This window comes from Paraburkholderia guartelaensis (genome assembly GCF_004353905.1).
Classification (GTDB): Bacteria; Pseudomonadota; Gammaproteobacteria; order Burkholderiales; family Burkholderiaceae; genus Paraburkholderia; species Paraburkholderia guartelaensis.
In genome coordinates this window covers 14330-30912 of sequence record NZ_SMOD01000001.1, presented here as the reverse complement: position 1 = coordinate 30912, position 16583 = coordinate 14330, and the positions used below count along the sequence as shown (strand labels likewise).

14 protein-coding genes are annotated in these 16583 nt (G+C 64.5%); 6 read left to right on the top strand and 8 right to left on the bottom strand.

Annotation, left to right across the window (positions count from 1 at the left end; genetic code table 11):
• Positions 1–12: 12 nt before the first annotated feature.
• Complete coding sequence (locus E1N52_RS00145) at positions 13–1368, bottom strand: MFS transporter (protein ID WP_133179069.1); 1356 nt, start codon at positions 1366–1368, stop codon at positions 13–15.
• Positions 1369–1463: 95 nt separating this feature from the next.
• Positions 1464–3215 (bottom strand): IlvD/Edd family dehydratase, encoded by a 1752-nt coding sequence (locus E1N52_RS00140; RefSeq protein ID WP_133179067.1) that lies wholly within the window; start codon positions 3213–3215, stop codon positions 1464–1466.
• Between the two features lie 166 nt (positions 3216–3381).
• On the opposite strand from E1N52_RS00140, the gene E1N52_RS00135 reads away from it, so the two are divergent.
• Together E1N52_RS00135 and E1N52_RS00130 are read left to right on the top strand one after the other, a co-directional pair.
• On the top strand, positions 3382–4365 hold the full coding sequence (locus tag E1N52_RS00135) for a LysR substrate-binding domain-containing protein (RefSeq protein ID WP_133179065.1): 984 nt from the start codon (positions 3382–3384) through the stop codon (positions 4363–4365).
• A 34-nt stretch (positions 4366–4399) separates the two neighbouring features.
• Complete coding sequence (locus E1N52_RS00130; RefSeq protein WP_133179063.1) at positions 4400–5260, top strand: class I SAM-dependent methyltransferase; 861 nt, start codon at positions 4400–4402, stop codon at positions 5258–5260.
• Here the strand turns inward: E1N52_RS00130 and E1N52_RS00125 are convergent.
• Positions 5191–6141 (bottom strand): LysR family transcriptional regulator, encoded by a 951-nt coding sequence (locus E1N52_RS00125; RefSeq protein ID WP_133179061.1) that lies wholly within the window; start codon positions 6139–6141, stop codon positions 5191–5193. The genes E1N52_RS00130 and E1N52_RS00125 overlap by 70 nt on opposite strands.
• A gap of 116 nt (positions 6142–6257) precedes the next feature.
• On the opposite strand from E1N52_RS00125, the gene E1N52_RS00120 reads away from it, so the two are divergent.
• Positions 6258–6869, top strand: coding sequence for an NIPSNAP family protein (locus E1N52_RS00120; protein WP_133179059.1), 612 nt, complete (start codon positions 6258–6260; stop codon positions 6867–6869).
• Between the two features lie 98 nt (positions 6870–6967).
• Here E1N52_RS00120 and E1N52_RS00115 read toward each other — a convergent pair whose 3' ends face one another.
• A complete protein-coding gene (locus E1N52_RS00115; RefSeq protein WP_133179057.1) occupies positions 6968–7339 on the bottom strand; it encodes a winged helix-turn-helix transcriptional regulator in 372 nt (123 codons plus the stop codon).
• Positions 7340–7616: 277 nt separating this feature from the next.
• Here E1N52_RS00115 and E1N52_RS00110 point away from each other — a divergent pair, with 277 nt between their 5' ends.
• The gene (locus E1N52_RS00110) at positions 7617–8351 is read left to right on the top strand and encodes an alpha/beta fold hydrolase (protein ID WP_246088894.1); all 735 of its coding nucleotides are present in this window, start codon (positions 7617–7619) and stop codon (positions 8349–8351) included.
• A gap of 31 nt (positions 8352–8382) precedes the next feature.
• On the opposite strand, the gene E1N52_RS00105 is transcribed toward E1N52_RS00110, so the two are convergent.
• Entirely contained in the window at positions 8383–9042 is a 660-nt protein-coding gene (locus E1N52_RS00105) for a TetR/AcrR family transcriptional regulator (protein WP_133179053.1), read from the bottom strand.
• Between the two features lie 148 nt (positions 9043–9190).
• Here E1N52_RS00105 and E1N52_RS00100 point away from each other — a divergent pair, with 148 nt between their 5' ends.
• Both E1N52_RS00100 and E1N52_RS00095 read left to right on the top strand, forming a co-directional pair.
• The gene (locus tag E1N52_RS00100) at positions 9191–9676 is read left to right on the top strand and encodes an anthrone oxygenase family protein (protein WP_133179051.1); all 486 of its coding nucleotides are present in this window, start codon (positions 9191–9193) and stop codon (positions 9674–9676) included.
• Between the two features lie 380 nt (positions 9677–10056).
• Positions 10057–10980, top strand: coding sequence for a VirK/YbjX family protein (locus tag E1N52_RS00095; protein ID WP_133179049.1), 924 nt, complete (start codon positions 10057–10059; stop codon positions 10978–10980).
• 69 nt (positions 10981–11049) lie between these two features.
• Here the strand turns inward: E1N52_RS00095 and E1N52_RS00090 are convergent, their stop codons facing one another.
• Genes E1N52_RS00090 through E1N52_RS00080 form a run of 3 tightly spaced genes read right to left on the bottom strand, consistent with a single transcriptional unit; the run spans position 11050 to position 16582 of the window.
• A complete protein-coding gene (locus E1N52_RS00090) occupies positions 11050–11874 on the bottom strand; it encodes an alpha/beta hydrolase (RefSeq protein WP_246088893.1) in 825 nt (274 codons plus the stop codon).
• 8 nt (positions 11875–11882) lie between these two features.
• Positions 11883–13415 carry an efflux transporter outer membrane subunit gene (locus E1N52_RS00085; RefSeq protein ID WP_133179047.1) on the bottom strand — a complete coding sequence of 511 codons (1533 nt, stop codon included), beginning with the start codon at positions 13413–13415 and terminating at the stop codon, positions 11883–11885.
• A gap of 44 nt (positions 13416–13459) precedes the next feature.
• Entirely contained in the window at positions 13460–16582 is a 3123-nt protein-coding gene (locus E1N52_RS00080) for an efflux RND transporter permease subunit (RefSeq protein ID WP_133179045.1), read from the bottom strand.
• Position 16583: the final 1 nt, after the last annotated feature.

Sequence of the window (16583 nt, the reverse complement as noted above, 5' to 3'; positions counted from 1 at the left end):
CAGGCCGCGCCTTCACGATTCGCTCGCCAGCTCTCCAGTGCCGCGCCCAGGCGTGCGCAGCACCGCGCGCACGGCGAACGTCACGAGCACCGCGAACACCAGCGTGGCCGCGAGAAAGTAAAGCCCGGCCGCCAGGCTGCCCGTCGCGTCCTTGATGAGCCCGATGCCATAGGGGCCGAGATAGCCGCCGAGATTCGCGAGCGAGTTGATCGTCGCGATCCCCACGGCCGCGCTCGCGCCGGTGAGGAACTCGCCGGGCAGCGCCCAGACCACGGCCTGAATCGAGTAGATCGAAAATGCGGTCAGGCAGATGAACAGCAATTGCAGCGCCGGCGCGTGAAACCACGCGCTCGCGGCCATCGTCAGCGCCGCGACGCCCGAGACCACGACAATGTGGCCGTAGCGTTCGCGATGCTTGTCCGAATGGCGCGGCACGATCAGCAAGCCCACTACCGCGAACAGATACGGCACCGCGGAAAGCAGGCCCGCCGTGGAATCGCTCACGCCGAACGCCTTGATAATGGTAGGCAACCAGAGCGACAAACCATAGATGCACAGCGGAAAGGGCAGGAACAGCAGCGCAAGCAGCAGCACCCGGCGGTCCTTGAGCGCGCTGAACGGGTTGCGATGCGTGTCGAGCTGGTAGGCGCGCTGGTCGGCGGCGAGTTCGCGCGCGATCCAGTGGCGCTCGGTGTCGTCGAGCCAGCGCGCGTGCGCGGGCGATTCGGGCAACAGACGCAGCGTGGGAATGCACAGGAGCACGGCGGGCAGACCGCTCACGACGAAGAGCGTCTGCCAGTTCGACATGCCGAAAAAGCCGTGCGTTTCGAGCAGCGCGCCCGCAATCGGCCCGGTGACAATGCCGGCGATGGGCTGCGCGAGCACGAGCAGGCCGATCACGCGCGCACGGTGGCGCATGGGAAACCACTGCGTGAGGAAATACAGAATGCCGGGATAGAGCCCGGCCTCCGCCGCGCCCAGCAGAAAGCGCAACGCGTAGAAGCTCTTCGGGCCGCTCACGAGCGCCATCAGCATCGTGATCACGCCCCACGTGAAGAGGATGCGTGCGAACCACACGCGCGCGCCGAAGCGCGCGAGCGCGAGATTGCTCGGCACTTCGCAGAGGAAATAGCCGATGAAGAAGAGGCCCGCGCCCAGGCCGTAGGCGGCGTCGGACAGGCCCACGGCCGCGTTCATGTGCAGCTTTGCGAATCCGACCACGGTGCGATCGACGTACGCCACCACGTAGATCAGCGCGAGAAAAGGCAAAAGCCGGCGCGCGATATGGCCGACGATGTGCTTTTCCTCGCTGCTGGCGCTTACCAGTGCAGCGGGGCTTTCGTGTTCCAGCACCTGCGGGTTCGTCATCGTGTCTCCAAGCTAGTTTTTTCTCTCAACCGGTGCGCCCTTCGTATTTGCCGCGCTCAGGGCGCCGGCGCGCCCTGACTCATCGCATCAACCGCTCAGTGCGAATGCCGCGGCACCGCCGCCCCACGCTTGCCCACGAGGAAGTCGAGGTCGCAACCTTCGTCGGCCTGCAGCACGTGATCGACATAAAGGCGCGCATAGCCGCCCTTGCCCAGCTGCTCCGCCACGCCAGGCGCGGCCGCCGGATCGACATCGCTCAGACGGCGCGCGAGTTCCTCGTCGCTGATGTCCAGATGCAGGCGACCCGATTCGCAATCCAGCTCGATCCAGTCGCCGTTGCGCACCGCCGCGAGCGGGCCGCCCGCCGCCGCTTCGGGCGCCACGTGCAGGACCACCGTGCCGTAAGCCGTGCCGCTCATGCGCGCATCGGAAATGCGCACCATGTCCTTCACGCCCTGGCGCAGCAGCTTGGGCGGCAGGCCCATGTTGCCGACCTCGGCCATGCCGGGGTAGCCGCGCGGGCCGCAGTTCTTCATCACGAGGATGGAGTCCTTGTCGACATCGAGCGACTCGTCGCCGATCGTCGCCTTGTAATGGTCGAAGTTTTCGAACACCACGGCGCGGCCACGATGCTTGAGCAGCTCGGGCGTGGCCGCCGAAGGCTTGAGCACGGCGCCGCGCGGCGCGAGATTGCCGCGCAGGATACAGATGCCGCCGTCTGCGATCAATGGGTTGTCGAGTTGACGGATCACTTCGTCGTTGTAGTTGGGCGCCTCGCGCACGTTGTCCCAGATGGACTTGCCGTTGACCGTGAGCGCATTCGGATGCGGCAGCAGGTTCGCTTCGCCGAGCCGGCGCAGCACCGCCGGCAGACCGCCCGCGTAATAGAACTCTTCCATCAGGAAGCGGCCCGACGGCTGCAGATCGACGATGGTCGGCGTGTTGCGGCCAATGCGCTGCCAGTCTTCCAGTTCGAGATCCACGCCGATGCGGCCGGCAATCGCCTTCAGGTGAATCACGGCGTTGGTCGAGCCGCCGATGGCCGCGTTGGTGCGGATGGCGTTCTCGAACGCTTCGCGCGTGAGGACCTTCGAGAGCTTCAGGTCTTCCAGTGCCATCTGCACGATGCGGATGCCCGACATGTGCGCGAGCACGTAGCGGCGCGCGTCGACGGCGGGAATTGCCGCGTTGTGCGGCAGCGAAACGCCGAGCGATTCGGCCATGCAGGCCATCGTCGAGGCGGTGCCCATGGTGTTGCAGGTGCCCGCCGAGCGCGACATGCCCGCTTCGGCCGAAAGAAACTGGTGCAGGTTGATCTCGCCCGCCTTCAGCTCCTCATGCAGTCTCCAGACCACCGTGCCCGAGCCGATGTCACGGCCTTCGTGCTTGCCGTTGAGCATCGGGCCGCCGGTCACGACGATGGCGGGCACGTCCACGCTCGCCGCGCCCATCAGCAGCGCGGGCGTGGTCTTGTCGCAGCCGCAGAGCAGCACGACGGCGTCGATGGGGTTGCCGCGAATCGCCTCTTCCACGTCCATGGAGGCGAGATTGCGCGTGAGCATGGCCGAGGGACGCAGGTTCGATTCGCCGTTCGAGAACACCGGGAATTCGACCGGGAAGCCGCCCGCTTCATAAATGCCGCGCTTCACGTGCTCGGCGAGCTTGCGGAAATGCGCATTGCAGGGCGTGAGTTCCGACCAGGTGTTGCAGATGCCGATGATCGGGCGACCATCGAATTCGTGATCGGGAATGCCTTGATTCTTCATCCAGCTTCGGTACATGAAGCCGTTCTTGTCCGTGGTGCCGAACCACTGTTGGGAGCGCAGTTTGGGTTTGGTATCCGACATCGTGTTCGTTGTGTAGAGCGAGTAGTTCGCCGAGTGCATAGAGCGATGGATTCGGGACAGTCTAGGGAGAAGTCTGATAACCTTCTAATGAAATAATGGACGCTTCCGATATCGAAATCGGCATTGGTATAAACACCTAAAACTATTTGGGAAATCAGGCGGAGACATGCTGGATACAAGCCCCTGGTACGTGCGCACGCGGCTAAAAACGCGGCAATTGCTCCTCGTCGTCGCGCTGGCGGAGGAAGGTAACATTCACCGCGCGGCGGCGGCGCTGAACATGACGCAGCCCGCCGCCTCGAAGCTTCTGCGGGAGCTCGAAGACATGCTCGGCGCGCTGTTGTTCGAGCGCATGCCGCGCGGCATGCGGCCCACGCTGTATGGCGACGCGCTGATCCGCCACGCGCGCGCCGTGCTCGGCAGCCTCGACCAGGCGCAGGAGGAGCTGAGCGCGCTCAAGGCCGGGCGCCTCGGCCACGTGGCGGTGGGCGCGATCACCTCGCCGGGCGTGCGCGTGCTGCCGGCGGCCGTCGCGGCGGTCAAGCGCACGCATGCGAACCTGCGCGTGTCGGTCGAGATCGACGCCAGCAACGTGCTGCTCGAACACCTGGCGCAAGACAAGCTCGACGTGGTGCTGGGCCGCCTTTCCGCCGAGCACGACAAGCTCCAGCTGCGTTACGAACCGCTCGCGGGCGAGCCCGTATGCGCCGTGGTCCGGCCGGGGCATCCCATGCTCGGGGCGACGCAGGACAAAGCGCAACCGATCGCGCTAGCCGACATCGAGCGCGCCACCTGGGTCGTGCCGCCGGTCGGCAGCGTGCTGCGCCACCGCTTCGAGCTGATGTTCCAGCGCGCGAGCCTCGCGCCCCCTTCGAACGTCGTCGAAACGCCCGCGCTGCTCTTCATCACGCGCGTGCTGGAGCAAAGCGACATGATCGCCGTGCTCACCGAGGACGTGGCGCGCTACTACGCGGCGCACGGCATGGTCGCGATCCTGCCCGTGCCGATGGATTGCCAGATGGACGACTTCGGCATCATCACGCGTGCGGATGGCCTCCTTACGCCCGCGGCGAGCGTGATGATCGAGGCGTTGCGCCAGGTGAGCGCCGACATTTACGGCACGCACAGCCGCGAGCAAGGCGCGCGATAATCGTGCGACGAAACCCGCACGAGAGGACCGAACCATGCCCGGCAGCCATCCCGCCGCTCCCGACAGCACCGCCATTCGCGTCGCGCTGTGGCGTGCGCTGCACGTCCAGGCCGACGACGCGCCCCACGTGCTCGAAGACGAAACCGGCATGCAGATCGCCGCGCCGGAATCGAACTGGCGCGAGCGGCCCGATATGCACCCGGAAGGCACGCGCGGTTATCGGGCTTCGATCGTCGGGCGGGCGCGCTTTGTCGAAGACCTCGTGGCCGAACAGACCGCAAAAGGGCTTGCGCGGCAGTACGTGATTCTCGGCGCGGGACTCGACACGTTCGCGCAGCGCCGCCCCGAAATCGCCTCGCGCCTGCACGTGTACGAAGTGGACAAGCCGGGCACGCAGGCATGGAAGCGTCAGCGGCTCATGGAGCTGGGCTTTCGCGAGCAGGCGTGGCAACACTTCGTGCCGGTGGATTTCGAAGCCGGTGAGGCGTGGTGGGAACGGCTCGCCGCGGCTGGGTTCGATGCCGCAAGTCCGGCGGTGATCGCCTCCACGGGCGTCTCCATGTATCTCACGCGCGAAGCGAACCTCGCGACGCTGCGGCAGATCGCGCAGCTCGCTCCGGGCTCGACGCTCGTCATGACCTTCCTCCTGCCGCTCGAACTCATCGACGAGCCCGAGCGCTCGCAGCATGCCGCCGTGTATGAACGCGCGAAGGCGGCGGGCACGCCGTTCGTGAGCTTCTTCGCACCCGACGAGATGCTTGCGCTGGCGCGCGAGGCGGGGTTGCGCGATGCGCGTCATGTATCGACCGCGGATCTCACCACACGTTATTTCGCAGACCGTATCGATGGGCTAAGGCCTGCGAGCGGAGAGTCGATTCTCGTGGCGACGGTTTGAGCCGAGCCTGCATCGACCGGCATCGAGAAGTGCGGGTCGCGGCCGACACACTCCACCAGAAACGCCATGACAGCCTTGACTGCCGGCGTGCGACGCAGATCGGGATAGGTCACGAGCCAAAGCGGCGTTTCCGGCGGGGCCGATTCCCGGTCGATCCTGACTAGCGCCGTGTCGCCGTCGCCGATCAGGGTCGGCAGGAGCGCGACGCCTACACCGTTTCGAGCCGCCGCCTGCTGGCCGATCACATCGCCTGTTTCGAATACGATGGGCCGCCCGTCGAGATAGGCGCGCAGCCAGCGCTGATGACTCACATGATCCAGTGACGCGTCGTTGGCGATGAACTCCCATTGCCCTGCAGGCCGCGTGGCGTAGTCATGGCTCGCATACAAGCCGAAGCAGATCGCCCCGATCCGCCGCGTGACCAGACTGCCCTCTTTCGGCTCGACCATCCGGATGGCAACGTCGGCGACGCCGCGATCCAAAGGTGCGATGCCGGCGGCCCCTTCCATGACGATCTTCACAGTCGGGTTGGCTTCGCGGAACGCGCGCATGTGCTGCGCGATGCAATGGCTGCCGAGAGTCGGCGGCACGCTGATGCGCACCGTACCGGACAACGAGGAGGAAGCACGCAACGCGTAGGCCTCGATCGCTTGCGCGCCCTCGACCATCGGCGCGGCAAGTGCAGCGATCGCTTTGCCGTCCTCGGTCAGGCGAATGCTGCGAGGCAGGCGATAAACGAGTTTCAACCCGAGCGCCGCCTCCAGCGAGGCGACGCGCCGCCCGATGGTCGCATGTTCGACCGACAGCGCGCCCGCGGCGCCGGAGAGTGTCCCCACGCGCGCGAGCACGTCAAAGTAGCGTAAATCCTGCCAATCGAACATGGCTATTTCCAGACAGAGTGTGTGAGCAAAGAGGGAATTCGCTTCTGAACGGGACCAGTCTAATCTCGTTCGTCATGGACATCCGAAGGGGCGTTCATGGACTCAGGAGATTCGATATGCTTTACGAACTGACTACGCTGTCGTCGCACATTTTGAAGCTTCCCCAGGTGATCGCGAATGCGCAGACGTGGCTCAATCGTCCGGTGGCCACGGGACGCAGGCTCGGGATCTGGACCTCGGAAAACGGCCGGCTTGGAAGCGTACGCGTTCTGCGCGGCTTCGCCGATGCGGAAGAACTGGCGCGGGAGCGGTACCGCGCGTTGCACCATTCCGATCCGTTTGGGGCCGCGAGCAGTGCGTGTACATTCGAGAGCGAGAGCTACGCCGGTTTTCCGTTCCTCCCGGCCGTCGAACCGGGAATCTTCGGCAAATATTACGAGTTCCGCACCTACTGGCTCAAGCCAGGCGGACTGACGCCGACCATCGAGGCATGGGAGGCGGCGATGCCCGAGCGCTCAAAACGCTCGCCGTTGACGCTCAATATGTATGCGCTCGATGGTGCGCCGCGCATCACGCATATCTGGCCCTGGAACAGCCTCGACGAGCGCATCGCGATTCGCGCTAAATCGTATGCCGACGGCATCTGGCCGCCGAAGGGCGGGCCGGAGCAATTCCACGAAGCGACTTCCACGATCTGGATTCCGACCGCCGATTCGCCGCTTCGTTGACATCGTCCACAGGCTTGCCGAGACCTTTAGAAGTCCTGTTGAATCGGAGTTCTCCGGCTATGCTCCGGAGCTGCAAGTACGCCTCGCGATCCAGTTTGTCACCGGCCTTCTTTTTGGTCGTAGGCATCGCGGGCGTGCTCGATCTCGTCCAGATGCCTGATCGACCAATCATATACGGCGCCAAACGGAACCTGCAGCGTGCGCCCTAATTCGGTAATCGAATATTCGACAGCCACCGGCGAAGCATTGATCACTTCGCGCGCGATCAAACCATTACGTTCGAGACGCCGCAGGGCCTGCGTGAGCGCCTTGTGTGTGATGCCTTCCAGCCGCCGTTTGATTTCATTGAACCGTGTCGGCTTCTCCGTGAGCAGCGTAAGGATCATCACCGACCACTTGTTGGCCACCTGATCAAAAAACGAACGCGCGGCACAGTCCGCAAAGAATACTGCGTCAACCTCGCAAGCCATGCAGATATCCTCCTGTATATCTACGCACTTCGTGGTGCGTAATTGACCGTAGATCTCCAACGTATACCATGAGTATCACGCATATTGCTTCGAGCCCGAGGCCTGAATTCCGCTGCTGGCGCGCAACGCGCTCGATCGGCTCGATCACCACGGAGAATACAGAATGGAAGCAGGCCCGAGCATTTCGACAGGACTCGACGTAGCCGATTTCACTATTCCAGCAGACGTATCCACAGCACGACTTTCTTCAACAGACCGCGGCGCAGGGAAAAATGTGATGTTCCTGCACGGCTGGACCTGCGACTCCCAGGACTGGAGCGGGCAGTTGCCTTTCTTCGAAAGCCGGTATCACGTTGTTGCCGTCGACCTGCGCGGACACGGAGCGTCCGACGTCCCGCCGTCCGGTGCTTATGCGCCGGAGAACTATGTTGCCGACATCGAGACGCTAATAGCGACGCGCTACTCGAGCGAACCATTCATCATCGTGGGACATTCGATGGGCGGCCAGATCGCAGCCCGTCTCGCGGCGCGCCGGCCCGACCTGGTTAGCGCTGTCGTCTCCGTTGACGGGGCACTCGGCTTTTCGAGCGATGCCGCTGAAGTCTTCGAAGAAACCGCGCGCGATCTGAACGCGGCCGATCCGCGCGCGGTCGTTGCGGCCTTGTTCGAGCGCGTCTACGGACCCGGGACCGATCCGGCTCACAAGCGCCGGCATGCGAGCCGGTTGAACGCTATGCCGCTGCACGTCATTCGCGAATCCTTCGCCCCTTTGTTCTTCGGCCTCGATCAGATTGGCATCGGAGAAGCGAGCGCGAAATTCTGCGCGAGCCTGCAGGTCCCCTTCTATCACCTGTGTGTCGACCCAGCCCAGGCCGAGCGCATGCGGCCATGGTTTTCCCACCCAAAGTCGAGAGTGCACGCATGGTCCAACGCGGGGCACTGGATCATGCAGGACCGCACGGACGACGTGAATGCCGCCGTGGCTACATGGATCGATTCGCTCGCCCCGTGATCCTTACGGGACGTTGATCAGGCCGACGGCACTAGGCATCCAGAATCGACAGATCGGTCGGAAGCGTTCTCTTGAAGAGCGTGAGGAATCGACGTGCGTCCGCTGGACGCAAGGTGATGGCGTGGCGGACCGCCGCCGCGATGAGGATCATCGTCAACTGCGAAAATGCGGACAGCGTTGCCTTCGGCACACCCGGTTCAATACCGCGCAAAGCAGTGGTGAAGATATCGGCAAGCATGGCGCTGTCCTCTTCATCGAGCTTTTGCAGCACGCGGTCAGCCTGCGTCGCATGCCAGATGTCCCGCATCAGCGGCTCGTCGAGGAACATCTGATAGTAGCTATCGGTGATGCGGCATAGCGTGTCATGCAGGTCTGCGATCCCCTTCATCGTGGCCAGATCGCGTCGCACGCAGTCATGCCCAACCGCGTTATAGCGCTCGGCCAGAGTACCGATGATCGCCGTCTTGTCGGGGAAGTACTGGTAAAGCGAGCCGAAGGAAATACCCGTGCGGTCGACGATATCGCTCATCCGGAAAGCTTCGCTGCCTTTTTCCGCCATCACTTCCGCGGCGCAGGCAAGCACGCGCTCGAAGCGCTCACGACTGCGCTGTTGAGTCGGAACGAGCCGCGCCAGGCCCGAGGTGGCGGGTACGTCCCCATTGCTTTCCGTTCTGGCCTTTCCCTTTGCCATCCCGCCTCCAGAAATGCCTTGACCTTCCAAATGCGAGAGTCTATCGTATTCTTAAAATACGAGACTTTCTCGTATTTATGAGAAGGAGACCCCCATGCCCGAGCTTCCCGTTCTTATCGTCGCAACAGGCGTGTGGAAAGGCTGAGTCATGAGACAGGTCCTCACATCCGGCCTGCTCTGGTTCTCGGCCATCGGTTGCGGAATGCTCGCGGGCGTGTATTTCGCCTTTTCGACTTTCGTCATGGCGTCGCTCGCACGCATACCGGCGGCAGCCGGCATCGCGGCGATGAACGCGATCAATACACAGATCGTGAAATCGCCGTTCATGGCGGTCTTCTTTGGCACTACGCTCACCGCTGTCGCGCTAGTGATTCTCGCGTTGTTCCGTTTAGGCCAACCCGGTACGTTTTCCATGCTGGCAGCCGGCGCGATCTACGTTGTCGGCATGTTCGTGGTCACGTTAGTCTTCAATGTGCCACTCAATGACGCACTCGCAAACGTAGACCCTTCAAGTGCCGAGGGCGCCACGCTGTGGGCGCGCTACGTGCAGGACTGGACCGTCTGGAACCATGTGCGAACGGTTGCGTCTACCAGTGCGTGCATACTGCTCATTGCCGCCATCGCCACGCGATAATGACTCGTAGCCCAACTTAAAAGCAAAAGACGGCGCCCGGGCACCACTGAGTCCTTGTGCCCACATCAACTCGATCGCAATTGCAGCTCACGCCTCCATCGAATCTCAACCAGATCTCGATAAAGGCTTGAGACGTTCGCTGCACCATCCCCGACGTGGATCGCTGTGCTGCCATCAGCGCGACGAATCCCCTCTCTGCTCTTGCACACCTGCTCATCGCAACCCGGCTGCGCCGCGTCGAGCCGCTGCCCCGCTACGCGGACGTTCTCCCTGTGCGGCGCGGGCACACGTGCTGTGCTCATCAAAAAGCCATCGTTGCGCAATCACGTGTGGCGACGCAATGAGCAAGACGCGCGTCGCGGGTACATGGAAGATCGACCTTGGCCTCATTCGAACCCAGCAGCACCGTCAAATTCATGCAGGCCCTGATGCGCGAAGCCATCCCGGGCTCCAGCTTTGGCGCGCACTTTCGGCGTACTCGAATCTGGCTTTACGCCGTCGCGCATCCTCGCGCCGCACGCCACTGGTTCGCTGCGCTCGCGGGCAATCCGTTGCTCGCCGACCTGGTTCGACGGGACCGCCGTGTCGCAGAGTTGCCGTTTCACAGCTTCGGCGATATACGCGCGTCCGCAACCGTGCGTGCAGCGGCGCTTCGCGACCACTTCGCGCTCGCGTCTCGTTTGCTCGACACACAGTTTCTACATCGTCTCTATGTCGAAGAGGAATCCTACGTGCTTGCACAACACGACACGTTCTGCGTCGAGTTGCGCAAGGTCACGCGCTGTCGACGCGAAGGCCTGCTGACCGTCGCTTTCCGCGACGCCGCCGACGGCATCGATCTCGCGTGGGCAACCGTGACGCTCCTCGAGCGAGCAAACGCACACGTTGAACTGTTTATCGGAGGGCTACAAGGGCCTTCAGGGACTCAGCGCGAACGCGTGCGCGCGGCAACCCGCACCGGCAATGGCTTACGCCCCAAGGCAGCCGTGATCGAAGCGGTCTGCGCGCTAGGTCGCTGTCTGGGCATCGCGCGGTTGACAGCGATCGCCCGCCACGCACACATCTCCAGTGCCAAGGCCGACGTGTTCGTAGCAGATTACGATGCCTTCTGGCGTGAACTCGGCGGGATCGAAGCCGACGGCCTATTCGAGTTGCCACGCGCGCCAAGACACCGCGAAATCACGGAAGTCCCGTCGAACAAACGCTCGGCCTTTCGTCGTCGCCAGGCCTTGATCGCAGAGATGAACAGGCAAATCGAACACAACATCGCACGGGTCCTGTCGAGCGAATCCGGGCGCGGATAATCCCTGAATACAGGACAACCGGGCGGCATGCATGCCGCCACGATTCATCCAACCTCGCCCGACTCCCGTTTACGCCTGCACTGGCGCGAGGAACGCCTTGACATGGCCAGCGACGTGATCGCGCTCATTGTCGATGCAAATCATGTGATAACTGTCCGAGAGAATCCGGAGCTGTGCCGGCGGTGCGTTGCGTCCGCTATTGATGCGGTCGCGCAGCGTTTGCGCCGATCGCACGCTGGTCAATTCATCATCGATTGAATGGACGATCAGCGTCGGGCACGCGACACGTTCGATATCGACGAGCGCTCGCGTACGCAGCCGGTCGAGTTCGCGGATCGAGCGCAAGGGCACCCACGAATAGTGGAAACTCTCGTCGCACCGCAGCTTGCGTTCCACCAGGCCGCGCACGCGCCGGTTCTTGACGCCGAACGGAAATGACTCGCGAATCCGGATCGCTTGTGCAAGCAGCGGGATGCGATAGACGAGATGCCGGATCGCCCGATACCAGGGCAGTGACCAGCCGTCGAGAAAGACGGGCGGCGCAAGCAGCACGAGCCGGTCCCGCCCGTTGGCACCAATCAGGCCGCGCTTCGCCGTTTCGAGTGCGAGCAGCGCGCCCATGCAGAGGCCAAGAACGTGCACGGTCGTGTAGTCGCGCCGCAACTCCGACACCTTGCGCTGCACGGCGTCGATCCAGACTTCGCAATCGATGTCTCGCAGATCGTCAGGCCTGCCACCGTGGCCGGGCAGAAGCAGGTCGTAGATCTGCCTGCCTTCAGTCGCAAGCTTCCTTCTCAGGTTGCCAAGATCGTTGCGCGTTCCACCGAGTCCGTGAACCAGGAGCACGGCCTCGTCGCCCGTAAAGTCTCGCATCGCTTCCCTGTTCGTATTCACTATCATGCTCATTGCGCGTCAACGTCGGCCGCGCCGTCCCAACCACCGCCCAACGCCTTGTTCAGCGAGACGTACTCGGTCGTGACAAGCACCTCGCTCTGAATCAGCGAGTCCTGCGCCGAATACAGCGAACGCTCCGCGATCAGCACGTCGAGGAAGCCCGTCGATCCCGCGCCATACAGCGCGTGCGCGAGCGTCGATGCCTCGCGATACGAGGCCGCGGAAGCACGCAGCGCCTCGACGCGCGCACTCTCGCGCGACAACGCGACGCTCGCGTTCTCGACGTCCTTGAGCGCATTGAGAACCGCGAGCCGGTAGGCGACGAAATACTGGTCGCGCTGGGCCTCGGCGACCTCCACCGCCGCCTTGAGCTTGCCCGCATTGAAGAGCGGCAGGCTAAGCGTTGGCCCGATCGACCAGCCGATCGTCGAACGCCGCCCGAGGTCGCCGAACTGCGTGCCCGAGGTCGCCACGCTGCCGGTCAGGCTCACGCTCGGATAGCGTGCCGCCTCGGCTTGTCCGATTTTCGCGGTGTACTGCGCGTACTGGCGCTCGGCGAGCCGGACATCGGGACGCGCAAGCAGCACGTCGGCGGGTACGCCGGCGGGAATCGGCAAGCGCGGCACCGGAATCGGTGTGGCCTGCGCCATGCGTGAATCCAACGCGTCTGGCGGCTGCCCCGTCAGCACGGAGAGGCTGTGCACCGCCTGCGCGTACGCGCTTTCGAGCGCCGGGATGGTAGCGAGCGTCGTCTGCGCAAGTCCCTGCGCATTCGCGGCGTCGAGCGCCGACGCAGCGCCCGCTTCGAAGCGCGCGTGCGTGAGCCGCGCCGTCTCCTGCTGCGAAGCGGCCGTGTCGCGCGCCAGTGCAAGCCGCGCCTGATAGCCGCGTGCCGCCACGTAGTAGGTCGCGACATCGCCGATCAGCGTGAGCTGCGTCGAGCGCACATTCCAGCCTGCCGCGTCGAGACCGTACTTCGCGGCTTCGGTGGCGCGCCGGTTTGCGCCGAACAGGTCGAGTTCCCAGCTTGCGTCGAAGCCCGCCTGGAAGGTCGAATAGGGGCTGCCCGCGCTCGTCAGCGTCGAACTGGATGTTGCGCTGTCCGACGTCGTACTCGAACTCGCCGTCTGCGCGCCGCTGCCGGCGCGTTTCGCGGACCCCGAGCCAGTCAATGACGGCCAAAGCGCCGCGCCGGCCTGCCTGTAGCTCGCGCGCGCCTCACGCAGCTTCGCGCGCGCGCTCGCGACGTCAAGATTGCCCGCCACTGCCTCGTCGATCAGCCGGTCGAGCTGCGGGTCGCCGAGCCGCCGCCACCATTGAGCGAGCTGCGCGGGCGATTCGACGACCGCGCTGTGCTCATCCGCAGGCGCCGCGGACCATCGTGCCGGCACCGCGAGCGAAGGTGCGTGATAGTCCGGGCCGACCGCGCAGCCGGCGAGCAACGCGCTCGCGACGAATGCCCCGAGCGCCGAGCGCACCGCTTGCGCGCCGACACGCAACTGGACGCCGCGCGCGTGCGCCTCATCCCTACGATTCTTCATTGCCTGCCTGTTCATGATTGCCCTGCGTATGGGTGCCCGCGCGCTCACTGGCTGTCCTCGTCGACGGCGCGCCGCCGCACCTTGACTGCCGCGCGCACGCTCACGAACAGCAGCGGCACGAAGAAGATGCCGAGCGCCGTCGAGGCGATCATCCCGCCCATCACGCCGATGCCGATCGCGTTCTGCGCGCCCGAGCCCGCACCGGTCGCCGCCGCGAGCGGTGCGACGCCGAGGATGAACGCGAACGAGGTCATGAGGATCGGCCGCAAACGCTGCTTCGCGGCGTCGAGCGTCGCCTCCAGCAGGCTCGCGCCGGCCGCCTCGCGCTCCAGCGCGAACTCGACGATGAGGATGGCGTTCTTGGCCGCGAGACCGATGGTCGTCAGCAGGCCGACCTTGAAATAGACATCGTTGGCTTGCCCCGCGAGCAGCGCCGCCAACAGCGCGCCGACAATGCCGATCGGCACTGCGAGCATCACCGCGAACGGAATCGACCAGCTTTCATAGAGTGCGGCGAGGCACAGGAACACCACCAGCACCGAGATCGCATACAGCGCCGCGGCCTGATCGCCCGAGAGCCGTTCCTGGTACGAGAGTCCAGTCCATTCGTGGTGATAGCCGCGCGGCAGACCCGTCACGAGACGGTCGATCTCACTCATGGCCGCGCCGGAGCTCACGCCGGGCGCGGCCTCGCCCTGGATTTCGACGGCGGCCATGCCGTTGTAGCGCTCGAGCCGGGCGGGCCCATAGGTCCAGTGGCCGCTCGCGAACGACGAGAACGGCACCATCGTGCTGCTCGCGTTGCGCACCTGCCAGCGCTCGAGGTCGCGCGGCTGCATGCGGAAATCCGCATCCGACTGCAGATAAACCTTCTTGACGCGGCCGCGATCGATGTAGTCGTTGACATAGTCGCTGGCCCACGCGACCGACAGCGTCGTGTTGATGTCCGAGAGCGTGATGCCGAGTGCACTGGCCTTGGCCTGATCGATATCGACCGCGTACTGAGGTGTGTCGTCCTGACCGTTCGGGCGCGTGTTGGCGAGCGTCGGGCTTTTCGCAGCGGCCGCCAGCAGACGGTCGCGCGTCGCCAGCAGGCTCGCGTGCCCCGCGCCGTTCGTATCTTCCAGGAAGAAGTCGAAGCCGGTGGACGTGCCCATGCCCTCGATCGCCGGCGGCTGCAGCGCGTAGACCTGCGCATCGCGGATCGTCGCGAACGCGGCGTTGGCGCGGGCCGCCACCTGCGCCGAACCCAGACGCTCGCCACGCCGCTCATCGAAGTCCTTGAGGCGGACAAAGGCGATGCCCACGTTCTGCCCCGAGCCGCCGAAGCCGAATCCGGCCACGGTCATCACGCCTTCCACCGCGTCGCCTTCCTGCTTCAGGTAGTAGTCCTGCACTTGTGCGAGCACGCGTTCGGTGCGGTCCTGCATCGCGCCGGCCGGCAACTGCACGGTCGTGATCAGAATGCCCTGATCCTCGTCCGGCAGGAAAGCGCTGGGCAGCCGGCCGAACATCCAGAACATCGCGAGCGTGAGCACGCCGAACAGCACGAGAAAGCGTCTGCCGCGCACGAGCACATGCCCGACGGTGCCGCGATACGCATGCGCGCCGCGCTCGAAATTGCGGTTGAACCAGCCGAAGAAACCGCGCGTCGCGGCGTGGCCCGCAGACGGCTTGAGCAGCGTCGCACACAGCGCGGGTGTGAGCACGAGCGCGACCAGCACCGACAGCAGCATGGCCGTCACGATGGTCACCGAGAACTGCCGATAGATCACGCCGGTCGAGCCCGAGAAAAACGCCATCGGCACGAACACGGCAGAAAGCACGGTCGCGATGCCGATCAACGCGCCGGTGATCTCCTTCATCGAGCGCAGGGTCGCCTCGCGCGGCGAGAGTCCTTCCTCGTTCATGACGCGTTCGACGTTCTCCACGACGACGATGGCATCGTCGACGAGCAGGCCGATCGCGAGCACCATCGCAAACATCGTCAGCGTGTTGATCGAGTAGCCGAACACCGCGAGCACGCCGAGCGTGCCGAGCAGCACGACCGGAATCGCGAGCGCGGGAATCAGCGTCGCCCGCAAGTTCTGCAGGAACACCAGCATCACGACGAACACGAGCACGATCGCCTCGACGAGCGTCTTGAGCACCTCGTGAATCGACAGTTGCACGAACGGCGTCGTGTCGTACGGATAGACGACCTTTACGCCCGCCGGCAGTGTGCTGCCGAGCTGATCGATCGCTGCCCTCACCGCCTTCGCGGTGGCGATCGCGTTCGCACCCGTGGCGAGGTTCAGGCCCAGGCCCGAAGCGGGCATGCCGTTGTACGCCGACGCGTCGGTATAGCTCTGCGCGCCCGTTTCGATGCGCGCGACGTCGCGCAGGCGCACGACCGCGCCATCGGTCGCGCTCTTCACGATGATCGCGCCGAACTGCTCCGGTGTGCGCAGGCGGCTCTGCGCCGTGACCGTCGCGTTGAACTGCTGGCCCGGGCGCGCGGGCTGCGCGCCGAGCTGGCCCGCCGAGACCTGGGTGTTCTGCGCCTTGATCGCCGTTTCGATATCGCCCGGCATCAGCGCGTGCTGCGCGAGCCGGTCCGGATCGAGCCAGATGCGCATGGCGTAGCCTGAGCCGAAGAGCTGCGTGTTGCCCACGCCCGGCACCCGCTTGATCACGTCGTTGAGCGTGCTGTCGACGTAGTCGTCGAGATCGGTCGCGGAAAGACGTCCGTCCGTCGAGACGAAACCGATCACCATCAGAAAGCTCGCCGATGACTTCGTGACCGTGAGGCCTGTGCTCTGCACGATCGACGGCAGTTGCGAAGTGACGAGCTGCAGCTTGTTCTGCACCTGCATCTGCGCGACGTCCGCATTCGCGGCGTTGGTGAAGGTCAGTCGGATCTCGACCTGCCCCGTCGAATCGGACGAGGCGTTCATGTACTGAAGATGGTCGAGCCCGGTCATGCCCTGCTCGATCACGCGCGTGACCGAGTTTTCGACGGTGGCGGCGTCCGCGCCCGGATAGGTTGCGGCGATCGAGATCGTGGGCGGTGCGATCTCGGGATACTGCGCGACGGGCAGCGTGCGAAGCGCGAGCAGGCCGCCGAGCATCACGACGATGGCGATTACCCACGCGAACACGGGGCGCCTGATGAAAAATGCGGACATG